Source organism: Enterobacter genomosp. S, assembly GCF_001631805.1.
GTDB lineage: Bacteria > Pseudomonadota > Gammaproteobacteria > Enterobacterales > Enterobacteriaceae > Enterobacter > Enterobacter quasihormaechei.
Window position 1 is genome coordinate 218,064 of record NZ_LVVA01000021.1, and the last position, 26,713, is coordinate 244,776.

Consider the following 26,713-nt stretch of genomic DNA (forward strand, 5'->3'; position numbering starts at 1 on the left):
CCGTTGATTAATGGGCGTTGGAGGTTACCTGACGCCCGGCAGCACGGTCCCAAACAATCGCCAGAACCAGCGCAACAACGGAAGGCATCAGCCAGGCCAGGCCCTGCTCGGACAGCGGCAGACGCTGTGTCCAGGCTGGCAGGATTTCTGCAAATGCTGATGCTTTGATCCCGTCAAGGATACCAAAAATCAGGCTGATAAACATGGTTGGCGCAATAATTCGCGTAGAGTTATGCCACCACGGACGCGTGAAGCTCAGCACGACCAGCACGATACATGGCGGATAGATCGCCGTCAGCACCGGAATGGACACCTGAATCAGGTGGCTCAGACCGAGGTTCGACACCGCCATGGAGAAGATGCCGAGGATAAACACCAGCGTGCGGTAAGAGAGCGGCAGATACTGGGCGAAGAACTCTGCACAGGCGCAGGTCAGGCCCACCGCCGTCACCAGACACGCCAGGAAAATCAGCGCGGCCAGCAGCATGCTGCCTGCCCCACCAAAGGTGTGCTGCACGTAAGCATGCAGGATCGCCGCGCCGTTTGCGCTCTGATCGACCAGCGTTGCGCTATCTGAACCCAGACGGAACAGCGCCAGATACAGCAGCGTCAGGCCGACACCGGCCATCAGGCCAGCCCAGATGGTGTAGCGGGTCAGCAGACGCGCTTCGGTCACACCGCGAGAACGCGCGGCGTTAACGATAACAATACCAAACACCATCGCGCCGAGCGTATCCATCGTCAGATAGCCATTCACGAAACCGTTTGAGAACGCGGCGTTCTCATACGCGTCCATCGCGGAGCTGATAGGACCCGCAGGCCAGACGATAGCCGCAACCGCCAGCACAATCAGCGCCACAATTTTCAGCGGTGCCAGGAAGTTACCTACGGTATCCAGCAGTTTGCCCGGATAGAGAGAAACCAGAATCACGATGGCGAAGTAAATCAGGCTGTAAATAAACAGCGGCATCGCGCCGTCACCGGTCAACGGAGCGATACCCACTTCAAAGGAGACGGTCGCCGTACGCGGGGTTGCGAACAGCGGGCCAACGGCCAGATAGCAGACGGTTGCCAGCAGAACGCCGGCCACTTTGCCAATCGGGGTGCTGAGGCTGTCCACACCGCCGCCCACTTTCGCCAGCGCGATGACGGTCAGTACCGGTAGACCCACGGCAGTCAGCAGAAAGCCAAACGCAGCCGTCCAGACGTGTTCACCCGCCTGTAAGCCAACCATTGGCGGGAAAATGATGTTGCCTGCGCCAACGAACAGCGCAAATGTCATAAAGCCCAGCGCGATAATGTCACGCGATTTCAAGTGATGGGTCATAAAACCTTACTGCCTGTGGATGTGGTGTTGAAAACGTTGAGATTTTCGCCATCCCTGCCGGGACAATGCAGCGGAAAATTTGCTCAATTTCAGCGGGATATGCTCCCGTCCTGGCGTGGAGAAGAATAGTTTTTCGATTTACCACGCATATACAGTCGGTCTGACAGTATATGGGGGGCAATTTAAACGCTTATAACGTTTAAAGGCAAGGAGGGATCGTAAAACCAGAACAATATGCCAGCATGAAAATGCAGACCAAAATAATATGCCATGTATAAGAAAAACTCATGGCTAATCATGCGAACAAAAAAGCAGCAGCCGTATAATATTCAGCCGCGTTTCGCTTGACTGCAAAGCAAACGGGCCAGCAAGTGCTGACCCGTGGAAAGGTAAACTGACACGCCTGCCATCAGGCGCTTTTTTTGGCAATTAATCGTTCCGGGAGCACGAAGCTAAAGCGCGTGCCCTTGCCCAGGGTACTTTCGATATCAAGACGGCTGTCGTGGTGGCTCACCGCATGCTTCACGATTGCCAGCCCCAGCCCGCTCCCCCCGGTCTGCCGCGAGCGCGCTTTATCCACCCGGTAGAACCGTTCGGTAAGACGCGGAAGGTGTTCTGGCCCAATCCCCGGGCCGTTGTCCTCGACGCTAAATTCAGCGCCCGCCGGGGTATGCTGCCAGCGCACCGTAATATGCGTCCCTTGCGGGGTATGATTCACGGCGTTATACACCAGGTTTGAGATAGCACTGCGCAACTCATCTTCACTGCCAAGCACTTTCAGCGTGTTATCAACGTCAAAAGCCAGCGTGTGCTGATTATGGCTCAGCGTTTGGGCCTCGCGCTCCACCACCCGCAGCATCATCGGCACGTCAATGATGTCGTTTAGCGCCAGCGACGGGGCTGCCTCAATCTTTGAAAGCGTCAGCAGCTGTTTGACCAGCCCTTCCATGCGGAACGTCTGCTCCCGCATGGTATGCAGCGCTTTCTCACGCGGCGCCCCCTCCAGCGTTTGTTCCTGCATCATCTCCAGGTAGCCCTGAAGCACCGTCAGCGGCGTACGCAGCTCGTGACTGACGTTAGCAAAGAAGTTACGGCGCGCGCCCTCAAGCTGGTGCATCTGGGTTACGTCACGAGCCACCATCAGCCACTGCCGATCGCTGTAGGGCATCACGCGGATTTCCAGATGACGACCGTTGTTGAGCTTAAGGTTATGCGGACGGGTAAAATCGCGCTTTTTCAGATACAGCGTGAACTCGGGATAACGCAGAAGGTTAAGGATATTTTGGCCATTATCATCCGGCCAGCGCAGGCCCAGCAGCTGTTGCGCGAGGCCATTACACCAGAAGATGGTCCCTTCTTCCGTCGTCAGGATCACCGCGTCCGGCAGCGACTCCGCGCCGCTGCGAAAGCGTTTGATCAGGCTTCCCAGCTCACGACGACGCTTTTTATTACGCATCTGCATCTGGTGCAGGCCGTAGAGCAGCGGCTCCCAGCTCCCGCTTCCCGGCGGAGGTGTCATACTCCTGTCGACCCATAGCCACCAGGAGAGGCGCAGTAAATTCCAGAAATGCCAGACGAGCAGTCCCGTCACGGCCACCAGTAAAAACCACGGCAGATAGCCAAAAACAGCCCCCAGAATGAGGGCCGGAATACAGCTTAAGATCAGTTCAAAGACGAGCCTTTTCCATGACAGACGTTCCAGCACGCGTCACACTCCTGTCATTGTTCAGAAACGGGTCGAGAAACGATAACCCGTGCCGCGGACCGTCTGTACCATGCGATCGTGGCCGCTCAGTTCCAGTGCTTTACGCAGGCGGCGAATATGGACGTCAACCGTTCGGTCTTCGACATAGACGTTAGTTCCCCAGACGTTATTCAGCAACTGTTCGCGGCTGTAAACGCGTTCCGGGTGTGTCATAAAGAAGTGAAGGAGTTTAAATTCGGTGGGTCCCATATCGAGGGGATTTTCACCAGTCATGACCCGGTGTGAGGTAGGATCGAGGCTCAGCCCCTGCATCTCAATCACCTCTTCCACCGCCATCGGTGAAATACGGCGCATCACCGCTTTGATTCGAGCCACCAGCTCTTTCGGAGAGAACGGTTTGGTAATGTAATCGTCCGCACCGGTTTCCAGACCGCGCACGCGATCCTCTTCTTCACCGCGCGCCGTCAACATCACTACCGGGATATCGCGGGTCATCGCCTCGCGCTTAATATGCTTGATAAACTGCAATCCGGAACCGCCAGGTAGCATCCAGTCCAGCAGGATCAGGTCGGGCCAGGGTTCATTCAGCTGGTTCACCGCGCTGTCATAATCTTCCGCTTCAACCGGCTGGAAGCCATTTTGTTCAAGCACGAAGCACACCATTTCACGGATCGGAGCTTCATCTTCTACGACCAGAATACGTCTCGCCATACTTTGCCCTGTCTTATCGTATTTAAGTTACAAGTCTGTAATGCGGCGTCATTATGCGTCAGATTTATGACAGATTTATGAAAAACATTACCACGGTAAATGGCAAACTGTTGTTTTATTACAGCGGTTATTTTCCGCTCCCCGAACGTTTATAATCCTGCTTTCTTATTATTGCCACGGATCTCTTATGCGCATACTTCACACCTCAGACTGGCACCTGGGTCAAAATTTTTACAGCAAAAGCCGCGCTGCGGAACATGAAGCGTTCCTGAACTGGCTGCTGGAGACGGCTCAGGCTCACGAGGTGGACGCAATTATTGTGGCAGGCGACATTTTTGATACCGGATCGCCGCCAAGCTATGCGCGTGAGCTGTACAACCGTTTTGTGGTTAACCTCCAGCAAACCGGTTGTCACCTGGTGATTGTCGCCGGAAACCATGATTCCGTGGCGATGCTGAATGAATCCCGCGATATTCTGGCGTACCTCAATACCACCGTGGTGGCCAGCGCCGGACACGCGCCGCAGATCCTGAAAAAACGCGACGGCACGCCGGGCGCGGTGCTGTGCCCTATCCCGTTTTTACGCCCGCGCGATATCGTGCAAAGCCAGGCCGGCCTGTCCGGCAGCGAAAAGCAGCAGCATCTGTTGCAGGCCATCACCCGCTATTACCACCAGCAACATACGGAAGCCTGTGCCCTGCGCGGTGAACAGGCCATTCCGATCGTTGCCACCGGACACCTCACCACCGTCGGGGCCAGTAAAAGTGACGCGGTGCGCGAGATCTATATCGGTACGCTGGACGCGTTTCCGGCGCAGAACTTCCCGCCCGCTGACTACATTGCCCTCGGGCACATTCACCGGGCGCAAATCATCGGCGGCTGCGAGCACATCCGCTACAGCGGCTCGCCCATTTCGCTCAGTTTTGACGAAACGGGCAAAGCCAAATCCGTGCATCTGGTGAGCTTCAAGGACGGCAAACTCAGCGCCGTTGAGACGCTTGAGGTCCCGGTCACCCAGCCGCTGGCGGTGCTGAAAGGCGATCTGGCCGCCATTACCGCCCAGCTTGAACAGTGGCGCGGCGCAGTGCTTAACCCGCCCGTCTGGCTCGATATCGAAATCGCCACCGACGACTACCTGTACGATATGCAGCGTAAAATTCAGACGCTGACGGAAGACCTTCCCGTGGAGGTGCTGCTGGTACGCCGCAGCCGCGAGCAGCGCGAGAAAATTCTGCTGAGCGCTCAACGTGAAACGCTGAGCGAACTCCGGGTTGAAGAGGTGTTCGCGCGGCGCCTTGCGCATGAAGAGATGGACGAGGCCAGGCAAACGAGGCTTAACGAGCTGTTTGCCCAGACCCTGCATACCCTCAATGACGAGGAAGAAAACGCATGAAAATTCTGAGCCTGCGTCTGAAAAATCTGAATTCACTGAAAGGCGAGTGGAAAATTGATTTCACCGCGGAGCCGTTCGCCAGCAACGGGCTGTTTGCCATCACTGGTGCCACTGGCGCAGGTAAAACCACGCTGCTGGACGCCATCTGCCTGGCGCTCTACCACGAAACGCCGCGCCTTAATAAGGTCTCTCAGGCCCAAAACGACCTGATGACGCGCGATACCGCCGAATGTCTGGCAGAGGTGGAGTTCGAGGTCAAAGGCGTCGCCTATCGCGCTTTCTGGAGCCAGAACCGCGCCCGCAACCAGCCGGACGGAAACTTACAGGCACCGCGCGTGGAGCTTGCCCGCTGCGAAGACGGCAAAATTCTGGCCGACAAAGTCACGGATAAGCTGGAACAAACCGCCGCACTGACCGGGCTGGACTATGGGCGCTTTACCCGCTCGATGCTGCTCTCTCAGGGGCAGTTTGCCGCCTTCCTGAATGCGAAACCGAGCGATCGCGCTGAGCTGCTGGAAGAACTGACCGGCACGGAAATTTACGGCCAGATTTCCGCCATGGTCTTTGAAAAACATAAAGCGGCACGCAGCGCGCTGGAGATGTGTGAAGCGCAGGCCGCAGGCGTTGTCCTGCTGAGCGAGGAACAGCAGCACCACTTGCATCAAAGTTTGCAGGCGCTCACTGACGAAGAGAAAATACTGCTGGCCCGGCAGCAGAGTCAACAGAAAGATTTTCAGTGGCTTACGCGTAACGACGAGCTAATCCGTGAACAGCAGCGCGCAGCCGTTTCGCAGCAGCAGGCGCAACAGGCTCTGACGGACGCCGCTCCACAACTGGCGAAGCTTCAGCTGGCCCAGCCCGCCGCCCAGTTGCGTCCCCTGTGGGAGCACCAGCAGGAGCAAACCGCCCGCCTGTCGCAGACCGAAGAGCGAATTGTCGAAGTAAATACTCGCTTACTCGACAGAGCGGCACAGCGCGCGCGTATCCGCAACGGTGCGCAGCGCAACCGTGAACAGTTGCAGACAGAGCACACGGCGCTGACGAAGTGGCTGACCGAGCACGATCGTTTCCGTCAGTGGGGACAGGAAATTGCCGGCTGGCGGGCGCATTTTACGCAGCTGAGTCGCGATAAAAATCAGCTCGCAGCCCAGTCGGCGCGCATTGCTGAGCTCCGCCAGAAGCTGGCCGAGATGCCGGAAAGTACGCTGACGCTGACGGCTGAGGCCATCACGACGACAATGGAGCAACAGGCACACACGCGGGCGCTTCGCCAGCGTCTGACCGCGCTTCACGCTCGCTATCAGCCGCTGCAAAAACGGCTGCGCCAGAATGCGGAAAGCGTGAAGAAAGCACAGGCTGAGCGGGTCACGCTCAACGACACCCTGACCCTGCGCCGCCAACAGTATAAAGAGAAAAATCAGCACTTTGTCGATCTTAAGGCGCTCTGTGAGCGTGAAGCGACAATCAAAGATCTTGAGAACTATCGTGCTCAGCTGGAAGCCGGTAAGCCTTGCCCGCTCTGCGGCTCATGCGAACATCCGGCCGTGGTGCAGTATCAGGCACTCGAACTGACCGACAATCAGCGCCGCCGCGATGCCCTCGAAAAAGAGGTTGCCGCGCTGAAAGAGGAAGGGTTGCTGGTGCTCGGGCAGGTCAATGCGCTGACCCAGCAGATCCAGCGCGAGACAGAGGAAGCCCAGTCTCTCTCTCAGGAAGAGCAAGCACTTACTAAAGAGTGGCTGGAGGTCTGCACTTCCCTGAACATAGCGCTGAATATTCAGGATGATATCGCCCCCTGGATGTACGAACAGGAGCAGTACGAACGCCAGCTTTATCAGCTAAGCCAGCGTCTGACGCTGCAAAACCAGCTCAATGAACAGGAAGGACAGGCGCGCCAGCACCAGCAGCAGCTGGCGGCGACGCGTCAGGCGCTGGCTGCTTCGTTACGGTCGCTGTCGCTTAGCGAGCCCGATGAGGGTACTGAAAATGCCTGGCTCAGCGCGCGCGAAAACGAGTACGCCCGGTGGCAGGAAAAACAGGCCCAGCACGGTACGATTCAGGAGCGTATTACCGCCCTGATGCCCATTCTGGATACGCTGCCGATTTCCGATAATGCAGAAGCCGACGCGGTGATCCCTGAGAACTGGCGTGCGATCCACGACGAATGCGTGTCGCTGCAAAGCCAGCTCGCCACCCTACAGCAGCAGGAGACCCTGGAGCGTGAACGGCTTCAGCAATCGCAGGCTCAGTTCAGCGCCGCGCTGACCGCGAGCTGCTTCGCCGATCGCGAGGCATTTCTCGCCGCCCTGCTGGATGATGCCTCGATGCGCCAGCTTGAACAGCAAAAGCAGACGCTCGAGAACCAGCTTCAGCAGGCCATGGCGCTCTCGGTACAGGCAAGCCAGCAGCTTCAGGCGCACCAGGCACAACGCCCGGAGGGGCTGGAAACCGACGCCGCAACCCTTCAGGCAGGGTTACAGCAGCTGGCGCAGAAGCTTCGGGACAACACCACGCATCAGGGCGAGATACGCCAGCAGCTTAAACAGGACAGCGATAACCGTCTGCATCAGCAGGCGTTAATGCAGCAGATTGAGGAAGCGGCGCGTCAGGCCGACGACTGGGGCTATCTCAATGCGCTGATAGGCTCCAGCACCGGCGATAAATTCCGTAAATTCGCCCAAGGGCTGACGCTGGATAACCTGGTGTGGCTTGCCAACCAGCAGCTCAATCGTCTGCACGGCCGCTACCTTCTCCAGCGTAAAGCGAGCGACGCGCTGGAGCTGGAGGTGGTCGACACCTGGCAGGCCGATGCGGTACGCGATACGCGCACCCTTTCCGGCGGGGAGAGTTTCCTGGTCAGCCTGGCGCTGGCCTTAGCGCTTTCCGATCTGGTCAGTCACAAAACGCGGATTGACTCGCTGTTTCTGGATGAAGGGTTCGGCACGCTCGACAGCGAAACGCTGGATACCGCGCTGGATGCGCTCGACGCGCTGAACGCCACCGGGAAAACCATCGGCGTGATCAGCCACGTCGAGGCAATGAAAGATCGTATTCCGGTGCAGATCAAAGTGAAGAAGATCAACGGACTGGGATACAGCAGGCTGGACAGGGAGTTTGCGGTGGGTTAAATGATGGGGCGCTGTGATCTGGTGCCCTCACCCTGGCCCTCTCCCACGGGGAGAGGGTACAAAAACTTGCGTTGCTGTTTTGCGTTTATTCCGGCCACAACCACGCCGCGCCGCGCACGCCGCTGGAATCACCGTGAACGGCTTTGCGGATCGGCGTTTCACACTCGCCGCCAAATACCCACTGTTTTATCAGCGTGGGCACCGTCGCGTACAGCCGGTCGACGTTGCTCATGCCGCCGCCCAGCACAATGACGTCGGGGTCGAGAATATTGATCACATGCGCAAGGGATTTTGCCAGCCGCATTTCGTAGCGGCTGAGCGCCAGTTCAGCCACCGGATCCTGCTCGTCAACCAGACGCATAATCTCGTTACCTTTCAGCGGCTGGCCGCTCAGACGATGATAATCGGTGGCAAACCCCGTACCGGAAATAAAAGTCTCAATACAGCCCTGCTTGCCGCAGTAGCACGGTACTTCGGCGCGGTATTTGAGTTCATCGTCGTCCATCCACGGCAGCGGGTTGTGTCCCCACTCGCCCGCGGTGCCGTTGCCGCCAATATGCGAGCGTCCGCCGATAGCCACGCCCGCCCCGCAGCCGGTGCCGATGATGACCGCAAAAACGGTCTGCGCACCTGCCGCTGCGCCATCGACGGCCTCGGACACCGCCAGGCAGTTGGCGTCATTTGCCAGACGCACTTCCCGGTTCAGACGTTGACTTACGTCTTTATCAAACGGCTGACCGTTGAGCCAGGTGGAGTTGGCATTTTTCACCACGCCAGTATAGGGCGATATGGAGCCGGGGATCCCCATCCCCACCGTCCCCGTCTCGCCCGTTGCCTGCTCTGCCATATCGACCAGGCGAGCAATCGTTTCGAGGGTCTGGTGATAATCATCGCGCGGCGTAGGCAGACGATGGCGAAACAGTTGCTCTCCCTGCTCGCTCAGCGCAATAACTTCTGTTTTGGTGCCGCCCAAATCAATCCCAATACGCACAATACACTCCTCATTATTTTGATTATCAACAGAGTAGAAGCCCGCATCCCGATTAGCAATGCAAGCGATGCGACAATTCGTTATCATGCCCGCTGATTTAACGACAAGGCCGTGGAAATTATCATGCTGTGGTTCAAAAATTTGATGGTTTACCGTCTCAGCCGCGACGTTTCGCTGCGTGCAGAAGAGATGGAAAAACAGTTAGCCGCTTACTCCTTTACCCCTTGCGGTAGCCAGGATATGGCAAAAACCGGCTGGGTTCCGCCAATGGGTTCTCAAAGCGATGCGCTGACCCACGCCAGCAGCACGGGGCAAATCATCGTTTGCGCCCGTAAAGAAGAGAAGATCCTGCCGACGCCCGTGGTTAAGCAGGCGCTCGAAGCGAAGATCTTCAAGCTGGAAGCTGAACAGGGCCGTAAGCTTAAAAAAACCGAAAAAGATTCGCTGAAGGATGAAGTGCTGCACTCGCTGCTGCCGCGCGCCTTTAGCCGCTTTAGCCAGACCATGATGTGGATCGACACCGTTAACGGGCTGATCATGGTGGACTGCGCCAGCGCCAAAAAAGCGGAAGATACGCTGGCGCTGCTGCGTAAGAGCCTTGGCTCATTGCCGGTGGTTCCGCTGGCGCTGGAAACGCCGATTGAGCTGACCCTGACGGAGTGGGTACGCAGCGGGACGGCCGCTCAGGGCTTCCAGATCCTTGATGAAGCAGAGCTGAAAGCGCTGCTGGAGGACGGCGGCGTGATCCGCGCGAAGAAACAGGATCTGGTGAGCGACGAAATCGCCGTGCACATTGAAGCGGGCAAAGTGGTGACCAAACTGGCGCTCGACTGGCAGCAACGCATTCAGTTTGTGATGTGTGATGATGGCTCGGTGAAGCGTCTGAAGTTCTGCGACGAGCTGCGCGATCAGAACGAAGACATTGACCGCGAAGATTATGCCCAGCGCTTTGACGCAGACTTTATCCTGATGACCGGCGAGCTGGCGGCGCTGATCCAGAATCTGGTGGAAGGCCTCGGCGGCGAAGCGCAGAGGTAAATCTCTATCACCCTCTCCCCCACGGGGAGAGGGAAAAAAACATCACTTCAGATAGCGGCACAGATATGAGGTTGGCTCAGCAACCTGTAAATGGAACTCGCTGTGGCCCGGCACGTTGAATACCTGCCCGGCGCTATAGACTTTCCACTCCGTTTCACCCGGCAGTAAGACGTTCAGCGCGCCGCTGACCACCGTCATCTCTTCCGCTTCTGCGGTGCCAAAGGTGTATTCCCCTTCTGCCATTACGCCGACACTGGCGCGGCCAGTGCTGCTGCTGGTAAAACCAATGGATTTCACTTTACCGGAAAAGTATTCGTTACTTTGAAGCATGAACTGGCCCTTATATTTATAGAGAAAAATCCACTATAGGGGCCATGCTCATGACCTGTCACGCAAAATTCATTACACCAGTAATTCCGACGCCAGGCGCGCCATCAGGACGTTAGAGAGCAGCACCGGAACATCCAGCGCCTTTTGCAGTAAATCACGATGCCGCTGATGGAACCCCAGGCAGTCCAGCATCAGGACATCCGCCCCTCTGTCGATCAACTCCTGTCCAGCCGCAATTAGTTTCGCTTCGCTGTCCCAGAACGGATTTGCCAGCGCGTACAGCGGAGTGTGCTCCAGCGCGGCCCACTTCACCGTCTGGTTATCCAGCAGTTCTTCAACGGGAACAATAACCCCAACCTGATGACCATCAACAATTGACGCCACCAGCGGCGGAATGATCCGCATCGGTTCGAGCAGAATGGCATTACGCGCGCTAAGCCCTTTAACCGGTGCCGTGCTCATCAGCAAAATGACGTCATAGTCTTGATTATCGAGCACTTCGATCACGCCTTGTAGCGCGCGCTCGATTTTCTGACGCGACACATGCGCCAGTTTACCGTCGCTTAATAACGTTGCCAGGGGCTCATCCCCCGCCTCGACAGCGTAGTCTTCCATGACCTCTTCCCGACTCATCTTCCCTAACAGGCTAAGATGCTTAATCTGTTGTTCAGAGATATGCTCCGTGAGGAGCGGTAATACTTCGCTTACAGGGACCACACCGATTGTGAGGATCGCCAACGTCGCCTTCATTTTGATCGCCTTCCGTTACTACCACAACTGCCACACAGGTACAGGCTCACTACGCTGCACCGTTTATTTATTCAACAAAACAGCACCAAGCGTAGCAGGGGACCTCTACACCGTAGTGTAAAGATCGACTGGCCTTTCCGAATCCACCTGTAATAACTAAATATTAACTGCTACTTAACAATGGCGATAAGTTAAAAGTGTGATGCAGGCACGGTTGTAACGAATTCGGACTTTTATCAGGACTTCTCTGGATCCTCATAGCGCCGTTTCGCATCCCGCGCTTCCTGTTCGGTTTCATGTTCGCTGATCAGCGAATCGGGTTTGGGGTGATCGGCACGCAGCTGGTACCAGGTTACGGTCTCATCGCCATTACCTTTTTCAACGGTAACGATGCGGGCTTCACGTGGATAGGGAGGTCTGGTTGGCATAGCTCATCCTTTTTTTATGTCTGAGCTATGAGTATAGACGGCTGTTAGCTGGCGCAAGCCAAACGCAGGGCGGTAATAATCTGAATCGCAACTTTTTCGGGTGACGCCGAAGCATCCACAACATGGTGTGCCGCCTCGCGGTATAGCGCATCGCGTTCGGCGAGCACGTCGCTGACCTCTTCACTCAGCGGTTTCGCGGTCAGCGCCGGGCGCTGCCCCTCTTCCGGAAACGCTTCCAGCCGCCCCACCAGCGTCGATACCGGGGCACAGAGGTAGATCACGACACCTTTGTCGCGCATAAACTGACGATTGTACGGTGCCAGAATAATGCCCCCACCGGTTGCAATCACGGTTGACGGTGCGGTCACCGCTTCCAGCGTAGCCGTTTCGCGCGCGCGAAAGCTCTCCCACCCCTCATTCTCCACGATATCGGCGATGGTCTGACCGGCATTCTCCTGGAGCCAGTGGTCAGTATCAACGAACCGACTCTGGCACAAACGCGCCAGCTCCAGACCAACGGTCGTTTTCCCACAGCCGCGAGGGCCAACTAAAAAGATGGGTGGGTTCATAACCAGGTGTTCCCCTTGATGCCGGATAACTGAAGGCTGTAAAGAAATGATTGCAGAAGATGTTGCGCTAACTTTACTGCAAAGCGGTACGGAATGACAAGCCTGTGGAAGCCACACTGTACCACAAAACAGCCCGGAGGATGTCTACGCCGGGCGGCGTTTCACTTCCAGCAGCCATTTGTCCAGCTCGGCGGCAAACTGCTGGCGATCGCGCTGCGACAGGCTATCTGGCCCACCGGTCTGCACGCCGCTGGAACGCAGCGTATCCATAAAATCACGCATGGTGAGTTTCTCGCGGATCGTTGCCGGAGAATAACGTTCACCGCGCGGGTTCAGCGCCGCCGCCCCCTTCGCCAGAACATCGGCTGCCAGCGGGATATCCGCGGTGATCACCAAATCCCCCGCGCTGCACAGGCGTACTATCTCGTTATCCGCCACGTCGAACCCGGCCGGAACGCGCAGAGAACGAATGTATCTGGAAGGCGGCACGCGGATATTCTGGTTCGCCACCAGCGTCAGCGGCATCTGCACGCGCTCGGCAGCGCGAAATAAAATCTCTTTGATCACGTTCGGACACGCGTCCGCATCAACCCAAATCGCCATAGTCTCTCCCCAATATGATTCTGGCGACTATTGTCGCCTGCATTTCGTTGTTAAGCTATCAGTGAGAGATAACAACGCATAATAACGGAGAGACGTGATGGATAAGAAAATCGGGTTTATCGGCTGCGGGAACATGGGTAAAGCTATCCTCGGTGGACTGATTGCCAGCGGCCAGGTGCTGCCGGGGCAGATTTGGGTCTATACCCCGTCACCGGATAAGGTCGCGGCGCTGCGTGATGAGTATGGTATCAACGCCGCAGAAAGCGCGCAGGAAGTGGCTCAGGTTGCGGACATTGTCTTTGGCGCCGTTAAGCCGAATATCATGATTAAAGTCCTGAGCGAGATCACCTCCAGCCTGAATAAAGATACTCTGGTGGTGTCGATTGCCGCAGGTGTGACCCTCGATCAGCTCGCCCGCGCGCTGGGCCACGACCGTAAAATTGTTCGTGCCATGCCGAACACCCCATCGCTGGTGAATGCCGGCATGACCTCCGTGACCCCGAACGCCCTGGTGACGTCTGAAGACGTGGCGGATGTACTGAATATTTTCCGCTGCTTCGGCGAAGCGGAAGTGATTGCCGAAGCGATGATCCACCCGGTAGTAGGCGTGAGCGGCTCGGCGCCGGCGTATGTCTTTATGTTTATCGAAGCCATGGCGGATGCCGCCGTGCTGGGCGGCATGCCGCGCGCGCAGGCTTACAAATTTGCGGCGCAGGCGGTAATGGGCTCGGCCAAAATGGTGCTGGAAACGGGTAAACATCCGGGCGAACTGAAAGATATGGTGTGCTCGCCGGGCGGCACGACCATTGAAGCCGTGCGCGTGCTGGAAGATCGTGGCTTCCGCTCCGCCGTGATCGAGGCGATGCAAAAATGCATGGAAAAATCAGAGAAGCTGAGCAAGTCCTGACGAGCAACGCCGGGCAAATCGCAGACCGGAACGGTATGAGTCATCCTGTAACAGCTGCTGGTGCCCGCTTCCCGAATGTGCTCGTGATTTCATAAAATTCATCGTTCATCCTTTGTGGGAAAATTATGAAACAATTTCCCCAATTATAGAGAGGGGATGTCAGCGAAAGTATGAAATTTTGGGTGAGCCACTATCGTGACTCACCCATAGCACTACGCCTGTTTCTTCAGGCACGCGCTCATGAACTTGCTGCGATCGTCGCCTTTCAGCATCTGCTGCGTCGCCTGAGCATTACACTCGCGCATTTTTTGCTGCTGCGGGGTCAGGCTTTTTTCATCCGGTTTGGTCGCCCCCTTCTTAAGGCAGTCGCTCATATATGTTTTACGGGCATCCCCTTTCAGACTTTGCGATGTCGCCTGTTGGTTACAGGTCGTCATGCGCTGCTGCTGAGGCGTTAACGTTTTCTCTTCCGCGTGTGCTGAGGCCATCAGACACAGGCCTGAGAGCAGGGTAACCAGTATTGTGGTTTTCATTGCACCATCCTTTATGTGAAGTTCCACGTTAAGTCTGGTTCGTTACGGGAAAAAAACCACCCTGCAACCATGATTTTCGCGGGGCTTCCCGGTTATTTCAGTTCCATCGCGGTGCGATTATCATTATCCGGTTACGCCGGAAGGACAAAAGTAATTAATAACGTAAATAATGCGGTGAAAAGTGTGCTCTGCTTCAATTTAATTACCCCATAACAAGTGGGTAAAAATAAAAACAGCGCGACGCCAGGCATCCTGCATGACAATTCTGTGACACGTCATTTTGACCTCTGGCAGGTTAGCTGCGAGGATGCCTTAAAAGCTTCTTTACGTATTGCTGAAGCAGCTCCGCATCTTCTGTGGGCACCTGTGAATCAGGGCGGGCATTCTCCAGCGCGCCTTCAACGTTGTTGATCAACGCCTCCTGCTCCGGTTTTGCCATCTGTCGCAACAGTGCCGTAACGACGATTTCCAGCGCCTCGACCTGGGCAACCAGCTCTTTCGACTCTTCTTCCTTTTGGGCAAGCTTAACCAATAACTCAGCAATGAGATTTTTCATGGTGGTATTTCCTTTTGTGATTCCCCCTGAAATTAACACCCTCAATGAATAATGCAAAGCATGAATTGATTTTCTCTTATGCAAAAGTGATATCGCTGCCAAAAAGATATTCCAAACCGGGAGCGAAACGTTTTTCCAAAAGAAACGCGCCGCATTTCGTTATATAAAAATACGGCGTTCATAAGAATAAATAATATATTATCGTGTTTACCGGGCTGACTTTGCCTCAGCGATTTGCCTGCGACGTCGCAAGGCAAAGGCCAGTTGAATAATATTAATAAGCACCACCACCGCCGTTGCGGCAAATACCCAGCGGAACCCCGCCATCGCCGAGACCGATGCGCCAATCAGCGGGCCCGCTACGTTGCCTAAATACATGAACGACTGGTTGTAGCCAAAAATGCGGCCTGTTACCTGGTCACTGGAATATTTCACCAGCAGCGTCTGAACCGCAGGCAGCATGGCGCCATCCGCAAAACCAAGCAGGAAGCGCAGCACGCCGAGCTGAAGTGGTGTGTTGACGAACGACATGGCAAAGAAGAGGATCACGGCGATGATGAGCGTTGCCATCAGAATGCGTGCCGTACCGATCCTGTCACCCAGTTTTCCCAGACGCGGCGCGGACATCAGCGCCGACACGCCCGGCACGGCGGCAATCATCCCGCTCAGAAAAGCAATGTTGCTGCTGTCCGGCGCCATCGACTTGATAAACAGCGCCAGAATCGGCCCCACCGAGCCGTTGCAGAGCTGGATCACCATCGTGGTGACAAAGAGGCTGATCATCAGGCCAGGATAAGGCAGCGAAGCGAAAACCGCCTTTCCGCTCAGGCGTTCGGATTTGCTTACAGCAGGCCGCCCGCCCTCTTTGATCAGAAAAAGGGTGACCATAAAGCTGATTGTCAGCAGGATGGCGGTAATGATAAAGACCGCACGCAGCCCGACATGGTCGGCCAGGAAGCCACCGAGCAGCGGGCCGCCAATCACCCCGCTGATCTGTGCGGTGGAAAGCGTACTGAGCGCCCAGCCGCTCCGCTCGCGCGGTACCTGCGAGGCCACCAGCGCCATGGCGTTCGGAATGTACCCGGAAGTCAGCCCCATAATCGCCCGCAGAATAAACAGCTGCCAGACGTTGGTGGCAAAGGCCTGGAGCAAAATGGCTATCGCCATCCCCAGCGAGGCGCGGAGCAACATCAGCTTTCGCCCCTTACGGTCCGCCAGGCTTCCCCACATCGGGGACACTATGGCAGATACCAGAAACGTCACGCTGAACGTCAGGCCAGACCACATGGAGAGCGCTTCATGGGAAGTGACCCCCAGCTGCGACACGTACAGCGGCAGGAAGGGCAATATCTGGCTGATAGCCAGTCCGGTGAAGAAACAGCCGAACCAGACTGAGATGAGGTTAACTTTCCAGGATTCCATAACAGAAATAGTCTTCATTTTTAGGCGAATTCGCCGACAGATTAGCAAGTTACGCGCGATGGCATAGCGCCAGAGATGCGGCCTTGCAGACTTTGGTGTTTTATCTTCCCAGTCATCATATTTGTGAAACAAGTCACAATTTATCCACTTGTCGGTGGAAGATTATGCTTCATCGACATAATCCATATCCGCGCATCCCCAAATGGAAATGGTTGGCATGAGCGGCATTATAGTTCGGCCCCAGACCGTTACCGTAATAGCCGCAGCTTGCCGACAGCAGCGCCTGTAGCCAGGGCTGCGTCTTTTCCGCTTTCCAGCCATTGAGGATGGTAACGCGCTGTCCGTTTGCCAGCCGGAAGGCACTGATATCCAGCGCATCCGCAGTAGCATGTTCACTGCGCCGCGCATCCGGGCGGCTATAGATATTCCGGCAGGCAAAGCTACCCAGATGTTCAATGCGCGTAAGCTCGCTTCCCGTCCAGGTTTTGGTAAGCGGTCGAGCCTGCTGGCTGACAAACAGCGCCGAACTTAACGCCAGCGGGCAACTGGCAAGAAAGCTGCCGTTCAGGCTGACCGGGCCAAAATCGCGCACGCGCACCACGTTACTTAGCGGGCACTCCCCGGCGCTGTCAGCAACAGCCTGGGTACGGATAAGCTGGCGTTGATTCGCCTGCGCTAACAGATTTTCGCACGCCTGCGGCGTTAAGCGCCGAAGTTTAAACTGGGTTATTTTTCCGGGCGGATCGTCAAGCGTAAGCGGCACGAAAGGGTTGTAATGGGGCGGCAACCAGCGATAACCCACCGCGGCGATCCAGGCAATAACGATAAGAATAAGCAGACCTTTTCCTCTCACGCGCCCCCCTTCAACATCCCTTAAAACATTATGGCAGAAGGCCGCGAAACCCGCCGGGCATCGTGGTATGTTATTGGCTTTTCGTCAGACTGGAAGAGAGTGAGATGGCAAAGCAGCGCGTAGGTATTGTCTTTGGGGGAAAATCGGCAGAGCACGAGGTGTCATTGCAATCGGCTAAAAATATCGTTGATGCGATTGATAAAAGCCGTTTTGACGTGGTGCTGCTGGGCATTGATAAACAGGGCCAGTGGCATGTTAACGATGCCAGCCAGTATCTGCTACATGCTGACGATCCGGCGCACATCGCCCTTAATCCTTCTGATATCAGCGTCGCAACGGTGCCGGGCGTGGAACAGGGACAGCTTATTAATGCCGGGAACGCGCAGGCGCTGGCACAGATTGACGTAGTGTTCCCCATCGTTCACGGCACGCTGGGCGAAGACGGTTCCCTGCAAGGGATGTTGCGTATGGCGAACCTGCCGTTTGTCGGCTCCGATGTGCTTGGCTCTGCCGCCTGCATGGATAAAGACGTCACTAAACGTCTGCTGCGCGACGCCGGTCTGAACATTGCGCCGTTCGTGACGCTTACGCGTGCTAACCGCGATAAACACACCTTCGCGCAGATCCAGGCGCAGCTCGGCCTGCCGCTGTTCGTGAAACCCGCGAATCAGGGCTCTTCCGTGGGCGTCAGTAAAGTGACCAGCGAAGCACAGTTTAACGATGCCGTTCGTCTGGCCTTCGAATTCGATCATAAGGTGGTGGTTGAGCAGGGAATTAAAGGTCGCGAAATCGAGTGCGCTGTCCTGGGCAACGATTTTCCCCAGGCGAGCACCTGCGGTGAAGTGGTTCTGAACAGCGACTTCTATTCCTACGACACCAAATATATTGACGACAAAGGCGCCCAGGTTGTGGTGCCCGCCGCGCTCGATCCCGACGTTAACGACACGATCCGCGCGATCGCCGTTGAAGCCTATCAGGCGCTGGGATGCTGCGGGATGGCGCGCGTCGACGTGTTCCTGACGCCGGATAACGAGGTAGTGATTAACGAAATCAACACCCTGCCGGGCTTTACCAATATCAGTATGTACCCGAAATTGTGGCAGGCCAGCGGGATAAGTTATCCGGAACTGATCACTCGCCTGATTGAACTGGCGCTGGAACGTCACGCCGCTGACAGCGCCCTGAAAAGTTCGATGAACTAACGGTTACTCGACGTTCTCTGTCGTCGTCTCATCGGGACGACGACGGATAATGAATCCCGCAAGCCAGAAACTGATGACCCAGGTCACCAGCCCCACCGCATAGGTTTGCCAGCCTTTCGCTTCAAACCCCAGCAGCCCGACAACACCGTTAAGAATAAAGATCAGCCCGATCGCAAAGGCGTAGTAATGCCAGTCACGGCGTAGTTTGGAAGTGAGCTTCATGACAACTCCGGCAGAAAAAAACCATCCTCTCACAGTTTACTGAAGACGTCTGTGGCGGATACGTAAATTCTGAAATGCAGCACAGTTTCACTTATGTTATCAATTTGTGACATGATGCATAAATCGACAATCCAGGAGGAATCCTGAGCCGACTTTCCCACGATTCTGATATTGACAAATGCTATGACCTGTCACACTCACCCTGTACGACGCGTATTAAAACAGAGTGATATTTTCGGGAGGTCTTATGGCAGACTTTACATTGTCGAAACCGATTTTTGGCGGAAAACAACCAAAAACCTCCACTGCGGGGAACATTGCCTATGCCCTGTTTGTTCTGTTTTGCTTCTGGGCAGGAACCCAACTGCTGAACATGCTGGTGCACGCTCCTGGCGTGTATGAGCACCTGATGCAGGTTCAGGATACCGGCCGCCCGCGCGTTGAAATCGGTTTAGGTGTGAGCACCGTGTTCGGGCTCATCCCCTTCCTCGCGGGCAGCATGGTGCTGGGCGTCATTGCACTCGTCCTGCGCTGGCGCCACCGCCGCTGATTACAGTCCCATGCAGCGAGCCCGACGATCGTCCACGCGTTTTGCGAACCAGGCGGTCGTCAGGTTACGCGTGATCTTCGGGCTTTCCAGCTGAATGCCCGGCAGAATGGCTCTCGGTAATGCCTTTCCACTTTTCTTCTCGGCGAGCGCAAAGACCTGCTTATACAAATCCGTTTTCTCAAACGCCAGGCTATCGCCCTTCTCCAGCTGACGGCGGATATCGCTGTTGCTCATCTCCAGCTTCGTCGAGAGTTTACGCACCGCACGTTCGGTGGTGCCCGCCTCGCTACTGCCGTAAGCAATGAGATCGCCGTCCAAAGCCAGCTTCACACCGCTGGCGCGACTTACCGCATTCTGGAAGGCGGCATTTCGGCTGGCATACCAGCCCGCGTTAAAGTCAGCAAAACGATACAGCGGTTTATCGTAGCTGGCCGGATAATTCAGCAGATGATACGTTCCAAACCACAGTCCGCCGCGCAGGGAGAAGACTTCCTGACGCACCGTACCGTCGATATCCCACGGATAGCCGTCTGTATGTTTTTCCGCAAATGCGATACTGACCTGCATCGGGCCGCCGGTATGCACCGGATTCAGCGAACCAAACAGCTTCTGCCCCATCGGCACCATATTAATCAGGTCGTCGAAAATGGCGCTCAGCTGTTTCTCAGTTTTCACCGTATCCAGCCGTTCGCTGTAGCTTTTACCGTTTGGCGAGGTGATTTTAAGGGCGGTATGCACCAAGAAAACCGGGATATGCATCGATTCGGCCCGGCGGTCGATCTCCTTCCAGGCGATTTTGTTCAGGCCAGGCACGACAGGATCTGACTGATACATCGATTCCTGCTGCGCCACCGCCAGCACCGAGCAGATATTCTCCTCGGTAGGCGCAATCTTCTGGCTTTTGAAGGTTGTTGCCAGCGCATCAGCCCACTCGCTGCGATCCTTCACGCTGGCGGGCATTTTTTGCCGCACCACGCTCGCCACATCAACGGGCTTCTCGCCTTCTTTGAGCGGGGCGGCCCCTTTATCGGCACAGCCCGCCAGCACGAAGGCAGCGAGTAACGTCAGCGGTAATCCACGTGGTACGGCAAATGGCATAGCAATTCCTTTTTAACCTAATGTATGGGTGACTTCCTGCAAGTCCTTATCGTCCAGCTCACGCTCGAAACTGCGTAAACGTTTATAGATGGACATCAGCTCCACCAGCGTAGTCCAGGAGCTTATCAGGTACTGGAACGAACCGCGAACCTGACCAAAGACGTTGGTGATTTGGGTCATCAGACCGAGCGTGATCGTACCCGCAACGATAGACGGGAACAGCAGGAACAACCCGAAAACGTTATCCACCTGAAGATAAAGAATGCGCGCGATATTGAAATACATGTAATGGAAATAGAGGCGGAAGTAGTTACGACGTACGGCGCCAAACAGCTCACGCACGGTTGGCGGTGACGCACGGTTGGCATCGTCTTCGCCATACACCAGCTCTTTACGGTAGGCCGCTTCCACGCGCTGGTTTTTAAATTCCAGCCCCGGCAGCTTGATCCCCACGACCGCCAGCAGCCCCGTTCCCATCAGCGACCAGACGATCGCGGCAATCACCAGGCCATATGGCAGATGCCCGACAATCGGCAACTCCGGAACGTGCGATGAAAGCGTTACCAGCACCGGCAGGAAGGCGATAAGCGTCATGATGGCGTTGATAAAGCTCACGCCCATATCTTCAAGCGTTGAGGCAAAACGCATGGTGTCTTCCTGCACACGCTGTGCGGCACCTTCGATATGACGCAGGTGCTGCCAGTGCGCCATATAGTGTTCGTTCATCGCGGTACGCCAGCGAAACACGTAGTGACTGACGAAAAAGTTATTCATCACACCGATCACCACGGCGATCAGGGCGATGCCGAGGAAGATCCCTACCTCATGGTAGAACTGGTTTATGGTCACCTTATGCGGCGAACTCAGCGCCGTCTGGATCAGATCGTAAAACGGCGCATACCAGGCATTGACCGCCACGCCCACTTCCACCAGGAACCAGGTGACAAAGATGATTAACGACGTGCCGAGAATCGACCAGTATTGCCAGCGGTGAGGAGAATAGATGAACCAGAACATGGCGAAAAGCCCTACGCAGAGCAGGTAGTAAGCGTAGAAAAGCAGATAGCTCATGGACCAGAAGCGCGCTGCGCTAATGGGGATCTCGCCCGTTGCTCCCGTAAGACGGGTCAGCCACGCGCCGCCACCGGCCTGCCAGAAAATGACAGCCAGCAGCGCCCAAATAAATGCCGACAGGAAAAAGGGCCCCGGCTTTGGGAAAAATGACTTAAACATTGTGCTTCCTTCTTGTTGTTATGGCTGTTGCTGTGTTCAACATATCGCCACGCGAAACCTTGCCTGTGCCAGCCGCCCGGCTCAGGCAAAAAAGTCAGACCTGCGGGTGAATTATTAGTTCGCTTTCCCGTTTTCGAGAATTGTTTCGGTGCGTTTCATTCGCAACAGCAACCGTAGCGTCTATCATACGGTCGATGTCACAAAATGGGAGTCTGGCCGCAAGTAAATTGTTCAAATTTACCCACGGTTACGTTTTTCTCGCTATCGTTATGCAAATCGGGCCATTGCCCGACGCCGATTAGTAGTATAAATACCCGTAACTCTCCTTATTCACTTGATGGATGCTTTTCGTTGAAACGTTGTCTGCTCTCTTTCGCCGCGCTGTGTGCGGTGACCCTGTCCACCGCCCAGGCAGCCCAGCCTCTGACGGCCCCGGTTTTGGCCTCTGACATTGCCGATCGCTACGCGAACCTGATTTATTACGGCAGCGGTGCGACGGGAATGGCGCTGGTCGTGATCGACGGTAACCAGCGGGTGTTTCGCAGCTTCGGTGAAACACGACCGGGAAATAACGTTCGCCCGCAACTGGATTCCGTCATCCGCGTCGCGTCGATAACCAAGCTGATGACCAGTGAAATGCTGGTGAAGTTACTCGATCAGGGCGTGGTGAAACTTGACGATCCGCTCAGCAAATATGCCCCACCCGGCGCGCGCGTGCCGACATATCAGGGCACGCCTATCAGACTGGTGAACCTGGCGACACATACCAGCGCCCTGCCGCGAGAGCAGCCTGGTGGCGCCGCGCATCGCCCTGTTTTTGTCTGGCCAACCCGCGAACAGCGCTGGAATTACCTGAGCACCGCTACCCTGAAATCGGCTCCGGGCTCGCAGGCCGGCTATTCTAACCTCGCGTTTGATCTGCTGGCTGACGCTTTAGCGTCGGCATCAGGCAAGCCTTACCCTCAACTGTTTGAAGAGCAGATCACGCGTCCGCTGGGGATGAAAGATACCACTTACACTCCATCTCCGGACCAGTGCAAGCGACTGATGGTGGCAGAAAAAGGGGCCAGCCCGTGCAATAACACGCTGGCCGCCATCGGCAGCGGTGGGGTTTATTCAACGCCCGGCGACATGATGCGCTGGATGCAGCAGTTCCTCTCCTCGGATTTTTACGCGCGCAGCAATCAGGCTGACCGGATGCAGACGCTCATCTACCAGCGTGCCCAGTTACGTCGCGTCATCGGTATGGACGTTCCTGGTAAAGCCGATGCTCTCGGCATGGGCTGGGTGTACATGGCACCAAAAGAGGGCCGCCCGGGTATTATTCAAAAAACCGGTGGGGGTGGCGGATTCATCACCTACATGGCGATGATTCCGCAATCAAACGTAGGCGCTTTTGTGGTGGTCACCCGGTCGCCGAACACCCGCTTCGTGAATATGAGTGATGGCGTAAATAACCTGGTGGCCGAGCTCAGCGCCAATAAAGCGCAGGTTCTTACGGCCTCTAACTGATCTCAATAGTCTGTGGGCAAACGGTTGATGCTGATCAGTTTGCCCCGGCTCATATGGATGTAGTTGCCCTGTCGCAGCGCCGCCAGCACTTCCGCAACGACCGAACGTGAAATACGCGTGCTACGCTGAATATGATTCATAACACCAATTTTTGAACGTAGCGTATCATCCCACTCGGCCATATTGATCAGCATCGCCCGTATTTGACTGTAGGAATTATTTCCGACCAGCTGTATATCACGTTTTCCCAGTATGTGATTTAGCCAGGACAGCCAGCAGAAAGCTTCTTGCCAAAGCTGTGCTTCCTGAATAAGTTGGCACGCAGTAGAGGCGTGTAAATAAAATCCGGCGCAAGGTGTTTGTGCTATCAGAGAATATTCAAGATAGCTGTCATTTATCCATGCACTTAAACCATGAATATACGGTGCTCGTGCAATACCCACCAGTAATTCGTCTGATTTACGGTGGACGGCTGTCATGCCGGACTGTATTACAAAGGTCAATGGTTCATCATCATTATTGCCGGGAGTTATTAATTGCTGTGGTTCGTTCTTAAATGGGGTACCGGCGACTTCCAGACACTTTATGAGCCGGCTTAATTCAGAAAGTGGTTTCGCATTAACGTTCATGCATACCTCAAGTCATCTGTATATGTCGGTTCTTTATTATTTTTAAAGCACATAAAAAAGCGGGGGCAAAATCCCCCGCGCTTTCTGTATTACCAGGTATATTTCACACCCAGATTTGCTCCCCAGTTCTGGTCAACGTCGCCGCCGCCCAGATAAGTCGCATCAGTGTATGCACTGAAGTTTTTCGTGAAGCTGAACTGTGTGCCCAGACCTACGCGAACCGCAGAGCCTTCCACGCCATTATCAATGCTGTCGTCGTTGATATCCGCTTCGTTGTCGGCATCATCATACACGTACGCCAGTTTGAAGTATGGCGTTAACGCCTGCTCGCCACCGTAGTTGAAGGTATAACCCGCATCCAGGCCAAGTTCATAACGCATGCTGTCGTAAGACTGACCATCGATACGCATGTCGTTGCTCAGCTGGTAGTCGTCGCCTGACTGGAACAGGCCAGATACCGCCGCGTAAGGGGTGATGTAGCCTGACAGGTTTGGTTTCCAGTCATAACCCAGCTTCATCCCGAAGCCAACCGCGTCAGAGGTGGTGTCACCGTCAACATACTGACCGTTGCTCATGGTTGCAGAGAGGTCGTTGTTAAAGCGGGTGTAGTTCAGTGAGCTGTCGAGGAAGACGTTGTTCGCAAACGTCGCAGACGCGTAGATCATCGCAGTCTGGCTGTCCTGATCGACCTGGCCAGTACGATCGCTGATATCGCCCTTCGCGAAACCGGCCGCACCACCGACGATCCACTTCGCGTTATTACCGTCAATCTGCGTATCCAGACCGACCATAATGCCGCTTACGTCCTGATCGTAGCTAACGGTGCCATTATCCGCGTCAAAGTTGCCGCCAAAATAGCTCACCCACGCTCCGCCATTATCTGCCAGGCCGTGACGGCTGTTGGTCAGACGCGTACCCACGGTATCCTGTTGCAGATTCCAGATGTTGGTATTAGCAGAAGGAATGCTCAGCGCCATGTTGGCGTAGTCAGTCAGTTCTTTCTGCTGGAGAACAACGGTGTCACCCTTCTGCTGCGCCTGATAGGTGTAAGCACCTAAATCGGCTTTGTTTGCGGCAGTAAAGCTGGCTGCGGTATCCGCGTTATTGTCATAGACGCGAATGATCTCTTTGTTTTCGTAATCAGCAACGGAGCCTGCACCGGTGGCATCGTCGATGCGCACTTTATAGTTACCGGCAACGTCACCGTTCACCGCCAGATGACCGTCAGAGTTCAGCGCGACAACACCATAGTCGTATTCCGCCTTGTAACGATCATTGGTAATGTAGCGTGCGTTGTTCAGGTCGCTGTTCAGCACATAATCGCGGCTGGCAACGTTGAGCACACCACCATCGGTCAGCACCATGTTGTGCGTATCAACCTGACCCAGACCCAGCGCCAGCTCTGCACCGTTGTCCACGGTAATGGTGTTGGCATACAGTTCAGCGGTTTCTTCGGTCAGTGCCGCACGGCTATAGCTGTCCAGATAGAGGCTGTCGGTTGCTACGGCCCCGCTGTCGCCAATATTCAGGGTTGAAGCATTGGTCAGGGTGATTGAATCCGCCAGCAGGCCGGAGTTTTCAACATTGACCTGAGACTGGTTGTTCACCGTCAGCGCATCAATGTTGGAGACCTTGCGGGTATCCCACTCGGAACCGTTATCCAGCGCCACATTGAACAGACCGCTCTGGTACACCTCTTCACCGGCAACGTGACCGTTGCTGTCAAAGGTAGAATCAGGCCAGATGCTATTCGGCGATAACGCGTGCCAGTCTACGTTGCTGTAGCCCTGGCCATACATCTGCGCAGTGCCGATAGCTTCAACGCTGGACTGCGCTGCACCGACCCACTTGCTGCCGTTAGTCAGCGTAACATCCAGTGTATCGGTACCGTCCCAGCCGTTGGTGGTTGGGTTATAGACGCCATCTTCAGTGGTATCCGTTGCCGGATCGCCATTCTCGTAGAAGTTGTTATCAAAGGTGCTGGAGAAAAGAATGTCACCCGTTACGGTAGAGTGATCGAAGGTCGCGGTGGTCTGCATGGCGTTATCAGACGCGCCAGCCGCAACGATCAGCGCCGCATCATCCGCAGCCGAGGCGTTGGTTTCACCGTAGTCGCTCGGCTTCGCCGTTTGACCGTAGAACCCGTTGGTGCCCAGATCGCTGTACGCACCAGAGGTCAGCACGGAGTCTTTCACCACCAGCGTATCGGTAAAGATATTGCTGCTGTTAGCAACGCCTTCAACGCCGTCGTACGGGGTGTTATCCAGTTCCTGATAACCCTGCGTCAGCGTGATACCCGCGACGTGGGAGTTGTTCTGAATAACAATATCAGATTCAACGTCCAGGGTAATTGCGTTACCCAGACCATAGGTGTCCAGATAATGCGTTTCAGTATTCTCGCCATTGACGACATCATACGCGTAATGCTCGTAGGCATCGTTGATGGTGGAGTTATCAACGGTCAGGCTAAAACGATCGTACTGGGCATGGCTGGTGCCATCGGTATCCACGCCATCTGCACACGTCGTGGTCATACACTCTGACGTGATCATGCCGTTAATGGTGCTGTTAGAAATACTCAACGCGTTTGCACGGCCATTGACACCATCATCCAGATAGTAAGTCGAAATAACACCGTTTACGGTTGATTTATTGATGACCGGATAAATGTCACCATCATGTGTGGCATCTGAATAATCCCAGTCAGCATAACCATAATACCAGGGAGTAGACGCAGTATTGTCATAACCAAAAGTATTATAGGTCGTGCCGGATATATCTTTCGCATTGGCCTGAGAAGCGATAGCCAGTGTGCAGGCTAATGCAAGTTGTGATACAACCAGTTTCTTTTTCCATGTTTGCATTGGGTCATCCCTCCTCAGGGACGTAAGCAAGTTTGTCCATCAAATCATTTGGCAATGTTTAATTGCGGAAAGAATTATGCAGTTTCACTTCGAAAAGGTTCAATGAATGATTCAATTAAGTCCGTATCCAGACAACTAAGCTTAAAAACCCAGCACAAT

The 26,713-nt window shown here is 55.2% G+C and carries 25 protein-coding genes; 7 read left to right on the forward strand and 18 right to left on the reverse strand.

Annotation, left to right across the window (positions count from 1 at the left end; all coding sequences use genetic code 11):
• Positions 1 to 7: 7 nt before the first annotated feature.
• From brnQ to phoB, 3 genes are all read right to left on the reverse strand, one after another.
• On the reverse strand, positions 8 to 1,327 hold the full coding sequence (gene brnQ, locus A3466_RS17940; RefSeq protein WP_063451713.1) for a branched-chain amino acid transporter carrier protein BrnQ: 1,320 nt from the start codon (positions 1,325 to 1,327) through the stop codon (positions 8 to 10).
• Between the two features lie 409 nt (positions 1,328 to 1,736).
• Entirely contained in the window at positions 1,737 to 3,032 is a 1,296-nt protein-coding gene (gene phoR, locus A3466_RS17945; RefSeq protein WP_063451714.1) for a phosphate regulon sensor histidine kinase PhoR, read from the reverse strand.
• A 21-nt stretch (positions 3,033 to 3,053) separates the two neighbouring features.
• Positions 3,054 to 3,743, reverse strand: coding sequence for a phosphate response regulator transcription factor PhoB (phoB, locus tag A3466_RS17950; protein ID WP_003859122.1), 690 nt, complete (start codon positions 3,741 to 3,743; stop codon positions 3,054 to 3,056).
• Positions 3,744 to 3,930: 187 nt separating this feature from the next.
• Between phoB and sbcD the strand changes: the two genes are divergently transcribed.
• Both sbcD and sbcC read left to right on the forward strand, forming a co-directional pair.
• Positions 3,931 to 5,136, forward strand: coding sequence for an exonuclease subunit SbcD (gene sbcD, locus A3466_RS17955; RefSeq protein WP_063451715.1), 1,206 nt, complete (start codon positions 3,931 to 3,933; stop codon positions 5,134 to 5,136).
• Positions 5,133 to 8,264, forward strand: a complete 3,132-nt coding sequence (gene sbcC / locus A3466_RS17960) for an exonuclease subunit SbcC (RefSeq protein ID WP_063451716.1) — start codon at positions 5,133 to 5,135, stop codon at positions 8,262 to 8,264. Before sbcD ends, sbcC begins: the two co-directional genes overlap by 4 nt.
• Before the next feature lie 85 nt (positions 8,265 to 8,349).
• Here sbcC and mak read toward each other — a convergent pair whose 3' ends face one another.
• Positions 8,350 to 9,255: a fructokinase gene (mak, locus tag A3466_RS17965; protein ID WP_063451717.1), complete on the reverse strand. Its 906-nt coding sequence runs from the start codon at positions 9,253 to 9,255 to the stop codon at positions 8,350 to 8,352.
• Positions 9,256 to 9,378: 123 nt separating this feature from the next.
• Here mak and rdgC point away from each other — a divergent pair, with 123 nt between their 5' ends.
• A complete protein-coding gene (gene rdgC / locus A3466_RS17970) occupies positions 9,379 to 10,293 on the forward strand; it encodes a recombination-associated protein RdgC (RefSeq protein ID WP_006809928.1) in 915 nt (304 codons plus the stop codon).
• 42 nt (positions 10,294 to 10,335) lie between these two features.
• On the opposite strand, the gene ppnP is transcribed toward rdgC, so the two are convergent.
• From ppnP to A3466_RS17995, 5 genes are all read right to left on the reverse strand, one after another.
• Positions 10,336 to 10,623: a pyrimidine/purine nucleoside phosphorylase gene (ppnP, locus tag A3466_RS17975; protein ID WP_003859131.1), complete on the reverse strand. Its 288-nt coding sequence runs from the start codon at positions 10,621 to 10,623 to the stop codon at positions 10,336 to 10,338.
• 72 nt (positions 10,624 to 10,695) lie between these two features.
• Positions 10,696 to 11,373: an AroM family protein gene (locus tag A3466_RS17980; RefSeq protein ID WP_063451718.1), complete on the reverse strand. Its 678-nt coding sequence runs from the start codon at positions 11,371 to 11,373 to the stop codon at positions 10,696 to 10,698.
• Between the two features lie 236 nt (positions 11,374 to 11,609).
• Entirely contained in the window at positions 11,610 to 11,801 is a 192-nt protein-coding gene (gene yaiA, locus A3466_RS17985; RefSeq protein WP_063451719.1) for a protein YaiA, read from the reverse strand.
• A 44-nt stretch (positions 11,802 to 11,845) separates the two neighbouring features.
• Positions 11,846 to 12,370, reverse strand: coding sequence for a shikimate kinase AroL (aroL, locus tag A3466_RS17990; RefSeq protein WP_063451720.1), 525 nt, complete (start codon positions 12,368 to 12,370; stop codon positions 11,846 to 11,848).
• A gap of 144 nt (positions 12,371 to 12,514) precedes the next feature.
• A complete protein-coding gene (locus tag A3466_RS17995) occupies positions 12,515 to 12,973 on the reverse strand; it encodes a YaiI/YqxD family protein (protein ID WP_063451721.1) in 459 nt (152 codons plus the stop codon).
• A gap of 97 nt (positions 12,974 to 13,070) precedes the next feature.
• Between A3466_RS17995 and proC the strand changes: the two genes are divergently transcribed.
• Positions 13,071 to 13,880, forward strand: coding sequence for a pyrroline-5-carboxylate reductase (proC, locus tag A3466_RS18000; protein ID WP_063451722.1), 810 nt, complete (start codon positions 13,071 to 13,073; stop codon positions 13,878 to 13,880).
• Positions 13,881 to 14,092: 212 nt separating this feature from the next.
• Here proC and psiF read toward each other — a convergent pair whose 3' ends face one another.
• The 4 genes from psiF to A3466_RS18020 all read right to left on the reverse strand — a co-directional run bounded on the left by psiF (position 14,093) and on the right by A3466_RS18020 (position 17,244).
• A complete protein-coding gene (psiF, locus tag A3466_RS18005) occupies positions 14,093 to 14,413 on the reverse strand; it encodes a phosphate starvation-inducible protein PsiF (protein WP_063451723.1) in 321 nt (106 codons plus the stop codon).
• 295 nt (positions 14,414 to 14,708) lie between these two features.
• A complete protein-coding gene (gene iraP / locus A3466_RS18010) occupies positions 14,709 to 14,969 on the reverse strand; it encodes an anti-adapter protein IraP (RefSeq protein ID WP_063451724.1) in 261 nt (86 codons plus the stop codon).
• 207 nt (positions 14,970 to 15,176) lie between these two features.
• Positions 15,177 to 16,391, reverse strand: a complete 1,215-nt coding sequence (locus tag A3466_RS18015) for a multidrug efflux MFS transporter (RefSeq protein WP_063451725.1) — start codon at positions 16,389 to 16,391, stop codon at positions 15,177 to 15,179.
• Positions 16,392 to 16,560: 169 nt separating this feature from the next.
• Positions 16,561 to 17,244, reverse strand: a complete 684-nt coding sequence (locus A3466_RS18020; RefSeq protein WP_063451726.1) for an extensin-like domain-containing protein — start codon at positions 17,242 to 17,244, stop codon at positions 16,561 to 16,563.
• A gap of 104 nt (positions 17,245 to 17,348) precedes the next feature.
• On the opposite strand from A3466_RS18020, the gene ddlA reads away from it, so the two are divergent.
• Positions 17,349 to 18,446 (forward strand): D-alanine--D-alanine ligase, encoded by a 1,098-nt coding sequence (gene ddlA / locus A3466_RS18025; protein WP_063451727.1) that lies wholly within the window; start codon positions 17,349 to 17,351, stop codon positions 18,444 to 18,446.
• A 3-nt stretch (positions 18,447 to 18,449) separates the two neighbouring features.
• Here the strand turns inward: ddlA and A3466_RS18030 are convergent, their stop codons facing one another.
• Positions 18,450 to 18,668: a DUF2754 domain-containing protein gene (locus tag A3466_RS18030; RefSeq protein ID WP_063451728.1), complete on the reverse strand. Its 219-nt coding sequence runs from the start codon at positions 18,666 to 18,668 to the stop codon at positions 18,450 to 18,452.
• Between the two features lie 247 nt (positions 18,669 to 18,915).
• On the opposite strand from A3466_RS18030, the gene A3466_RS18035 reads away from it, so the two are divergent.
• Positions 18,916 to 19,218 carry a DUF2755 family protein gene (locus tag A3466_RS18035; RefSeq protein WP_063451729.1) on the forward strand — a complete coding sequence of 101 codons (303 nt, stop codon included), beginning with the start codon at positions 18,916 to 18,918 and terminating at the stop codon, positions 19,216 to 19,218.
• On the opposite strand, the gene A3466_RS18040 is transcribed toward A3466_RS18035, so the two are convergent.
• Together A3466_RS18040 and sbmA are read right to left on the reverse strand one after the other, a co-directional pair.
• Positions 19,219 to 20,316 carry a DUF1615 domain-containing protein gene (locus A3466_RS18040; RefSeq protein ID WP_063451730.1) on the reverse strand — a complete coding sequence of 366 codons (1,098 nt, stop codon included), beginning with the start codon at positions 20,314 to 20,316 and terminating at the stop codon, positions 19,219 to 19,221.
• 12 nt (positions 20,317 to 20,328) lie between these two features.
• Positions 20,329 to 21,549, reverse strand: coding sequence for a peptide antibiotic transporter SbmA (gene sbmA / locus A3466_RS18045; RefSeq protein WP_063451731.1), 1,221 nt, complete (start codon positions 21,547 to 21,549; stop codon positions 20,329 to 20,331).
• A gap of 351 nt (positions 21,550 to 21,900) precedes the next feature.
• On the opposite strand from sbmA, the gene ampH reads away from it, so the two are divergent.
• Entirely contained in the window at positions 21,901 to 23,061 is a 1,161-nt protein-coding gene (gene ampH / locus A3466_RS18050) for a D-alanyl-D-alanine-carboxypeptidase/endopeptidase AmpH (protein WP_063451732.1), read from the forward strand.
• A gap of 2 nt (positions 23,062 to 23,063) precedes the next feature.
• Here the strand turns inward: ampH and A3466_RS18055 are convergent, their stop codons facing one another.
• Positions 23,064 to 23,690 carry a helix-turn-helix domain-containing protein gene (locus A3466_RS18055; protein WP_063451733.1) on the reverse strand — a complete coding sequence of 209 codons (627 nt, stop codon included), beginning with the start codon at positions 23,688 to 23,690 and terminating at the stop codon, positions 23,064 to 23,066.
• An 89-nt stretch (positions 23,691 to 23,779) separates the two neighbouring features.
• The gene (locus A3466_RS18060) at positions 23,780 to 26,554 is read right to left on the reverse strand and encodes an autotransporter outer membrane beta-barrel domain-containing protein (protein WP_063451734.1); all 2,775 of its coding nucleotides are present in this window, start codon (positions 26,552 to 26,554) and stop codon (positions 23,780 to 23,782) included.
• Positions 26,555 to 26,713 lie beyond the last annotated feature (159 nt).

Coding starts and splice junctions, on each gene's coding strand:
- A3466_RS18060 (WP_063451734.1), bottom strand. CDS start 26,554: ATGCAAACATGGAAAAAGAAACTGGTTGTATCACAACTTGCATTAGCC.
- psiF (WP_063451723.1), bottom strand. CDS start 14,413: ATGAAAACCACAATACTGGTTACCCTGCTCTCAGGCCTGTGTCTGATG.
- iraP (WP_063451724.1), bottom strand. CDS start 14,969: ATGAAAAATCTCATTGCTGAGTTATTGGTTAAGCTTGCCCAAAAGGAA.
- proC (WP_063451722.1), top strand. CDS start 13,071: ATGGATAAGAAAATCGGGTTTATCGGCTGCGGGAACATGGGTAAAGCT.
- A3466_RS18040 (WP_063451730.1), bottom strand. CDS start 20,316: ATGCCATTTGCCGTACCACGTGGATTACCGCTGACGTTACTCGCTGCC.
- phoB (WP_003859122.1), bottom strand. CDS start 3,743: ATGGCGAGACGTATTCTGGTCGTAGAAGATGAAGCTCCGATCCGTGAA.
- A3466_RS18055 (WP_063451733.1), bottom strand. CDS start 23,690: ATGAACGTTAATGCGAAACCACTTTCTGAATTAAGCCGGCTCATAAAG.
- rdgC (WP_006809928.1), top strand. CDS start 9,379: ATGCTGTGGTTCAAAAATTTGATGGTTTACCGTCTCAGCCGCGACGTT.
- ppnP (WP_003859131.1), bottom strand. CDS start 10,623: ATGCTTCAAAGTAACGAATACTTTTCCGGTAAAGTGAAATCCATTGGT.
- A3466_RS18030 (WP_063451728.1), bottom strand. CDS start 18,668: ATGAAGCTCACTTCCAAACTACGCCGTGACTGGCATTACTACGCCTTT.
- A3466_RS17980 (WP_063451718.1), bottom strand. CDS start 11,373: ATGAAGGCGACGTTGGCGATCCTCACAATCGGTGTGGTCCCTGTAAGC.
- A3466_RS18015 (WP_063451725.1), bottom strand. CDS start 16,391: ATGGAATCCTGGAAAGTTAACCTCATCTCAGTCTGGTTCGGCTGTTTC.
- sbmA (WP_063451731.1), bottom strand. CDS start 21,549: ATGTTTAAGTCATTTTTCCCAAAGCCGGGGCCCTTTTTCCTGTCGGCA.
- aroL (WP_063451720.1), bottom strand. CDS start 12,370: ATGAACCCACCCATCTTTTTAGTTGGCCCTCGCGGCTGTGGGAAAACG.
- A3466_RS17995 (WP_063451721.1), bottom strand. CDS start 12,973: ATGGCGATTTGGGTTGATGCGGACGCGTGTCCGAACGTGATCAAAGAG.
- ddlA (WP_063451727.1), top strand. CDS start 17,349: ATGGCAAAGCAGCGCGTAGGTATTGTCTTTGGGGGAAAATCGGCAGAG.
- yaiA (WP_063451719.1), bottom strand. CDS start 11,801: ATGCCAACCAGACCTCCCTATCCACGTGAAGCCCGCATCGTTACCGTT.
- brnQ (WP_063451713.1), bottom strand. CDS start 1,327: ATGACCCATCACTTGAAATCGCGTGACATTATCGCGCTGGGCTTTATG.
- sbcD (WP_063451715.1), top strand. CDS start 3,931: ATGCGCATACTTCACACCTCAGACTGGCACCTGGGTCAAAATTTTTAC.
- sbcC (WP_063451716.1), top strand. CDS start 5,133: ATGAAAATTCTGAGCCTGCGTCTGAAAAATCTGAATTCACTGAAAGGC.
- A3466_RS18035 (WP_063451729.1), top strand. CDS start 18,916: ATGGCAGACTTTACATTGTCGAAACCGATTTTTGGCGGAAAACAACCA.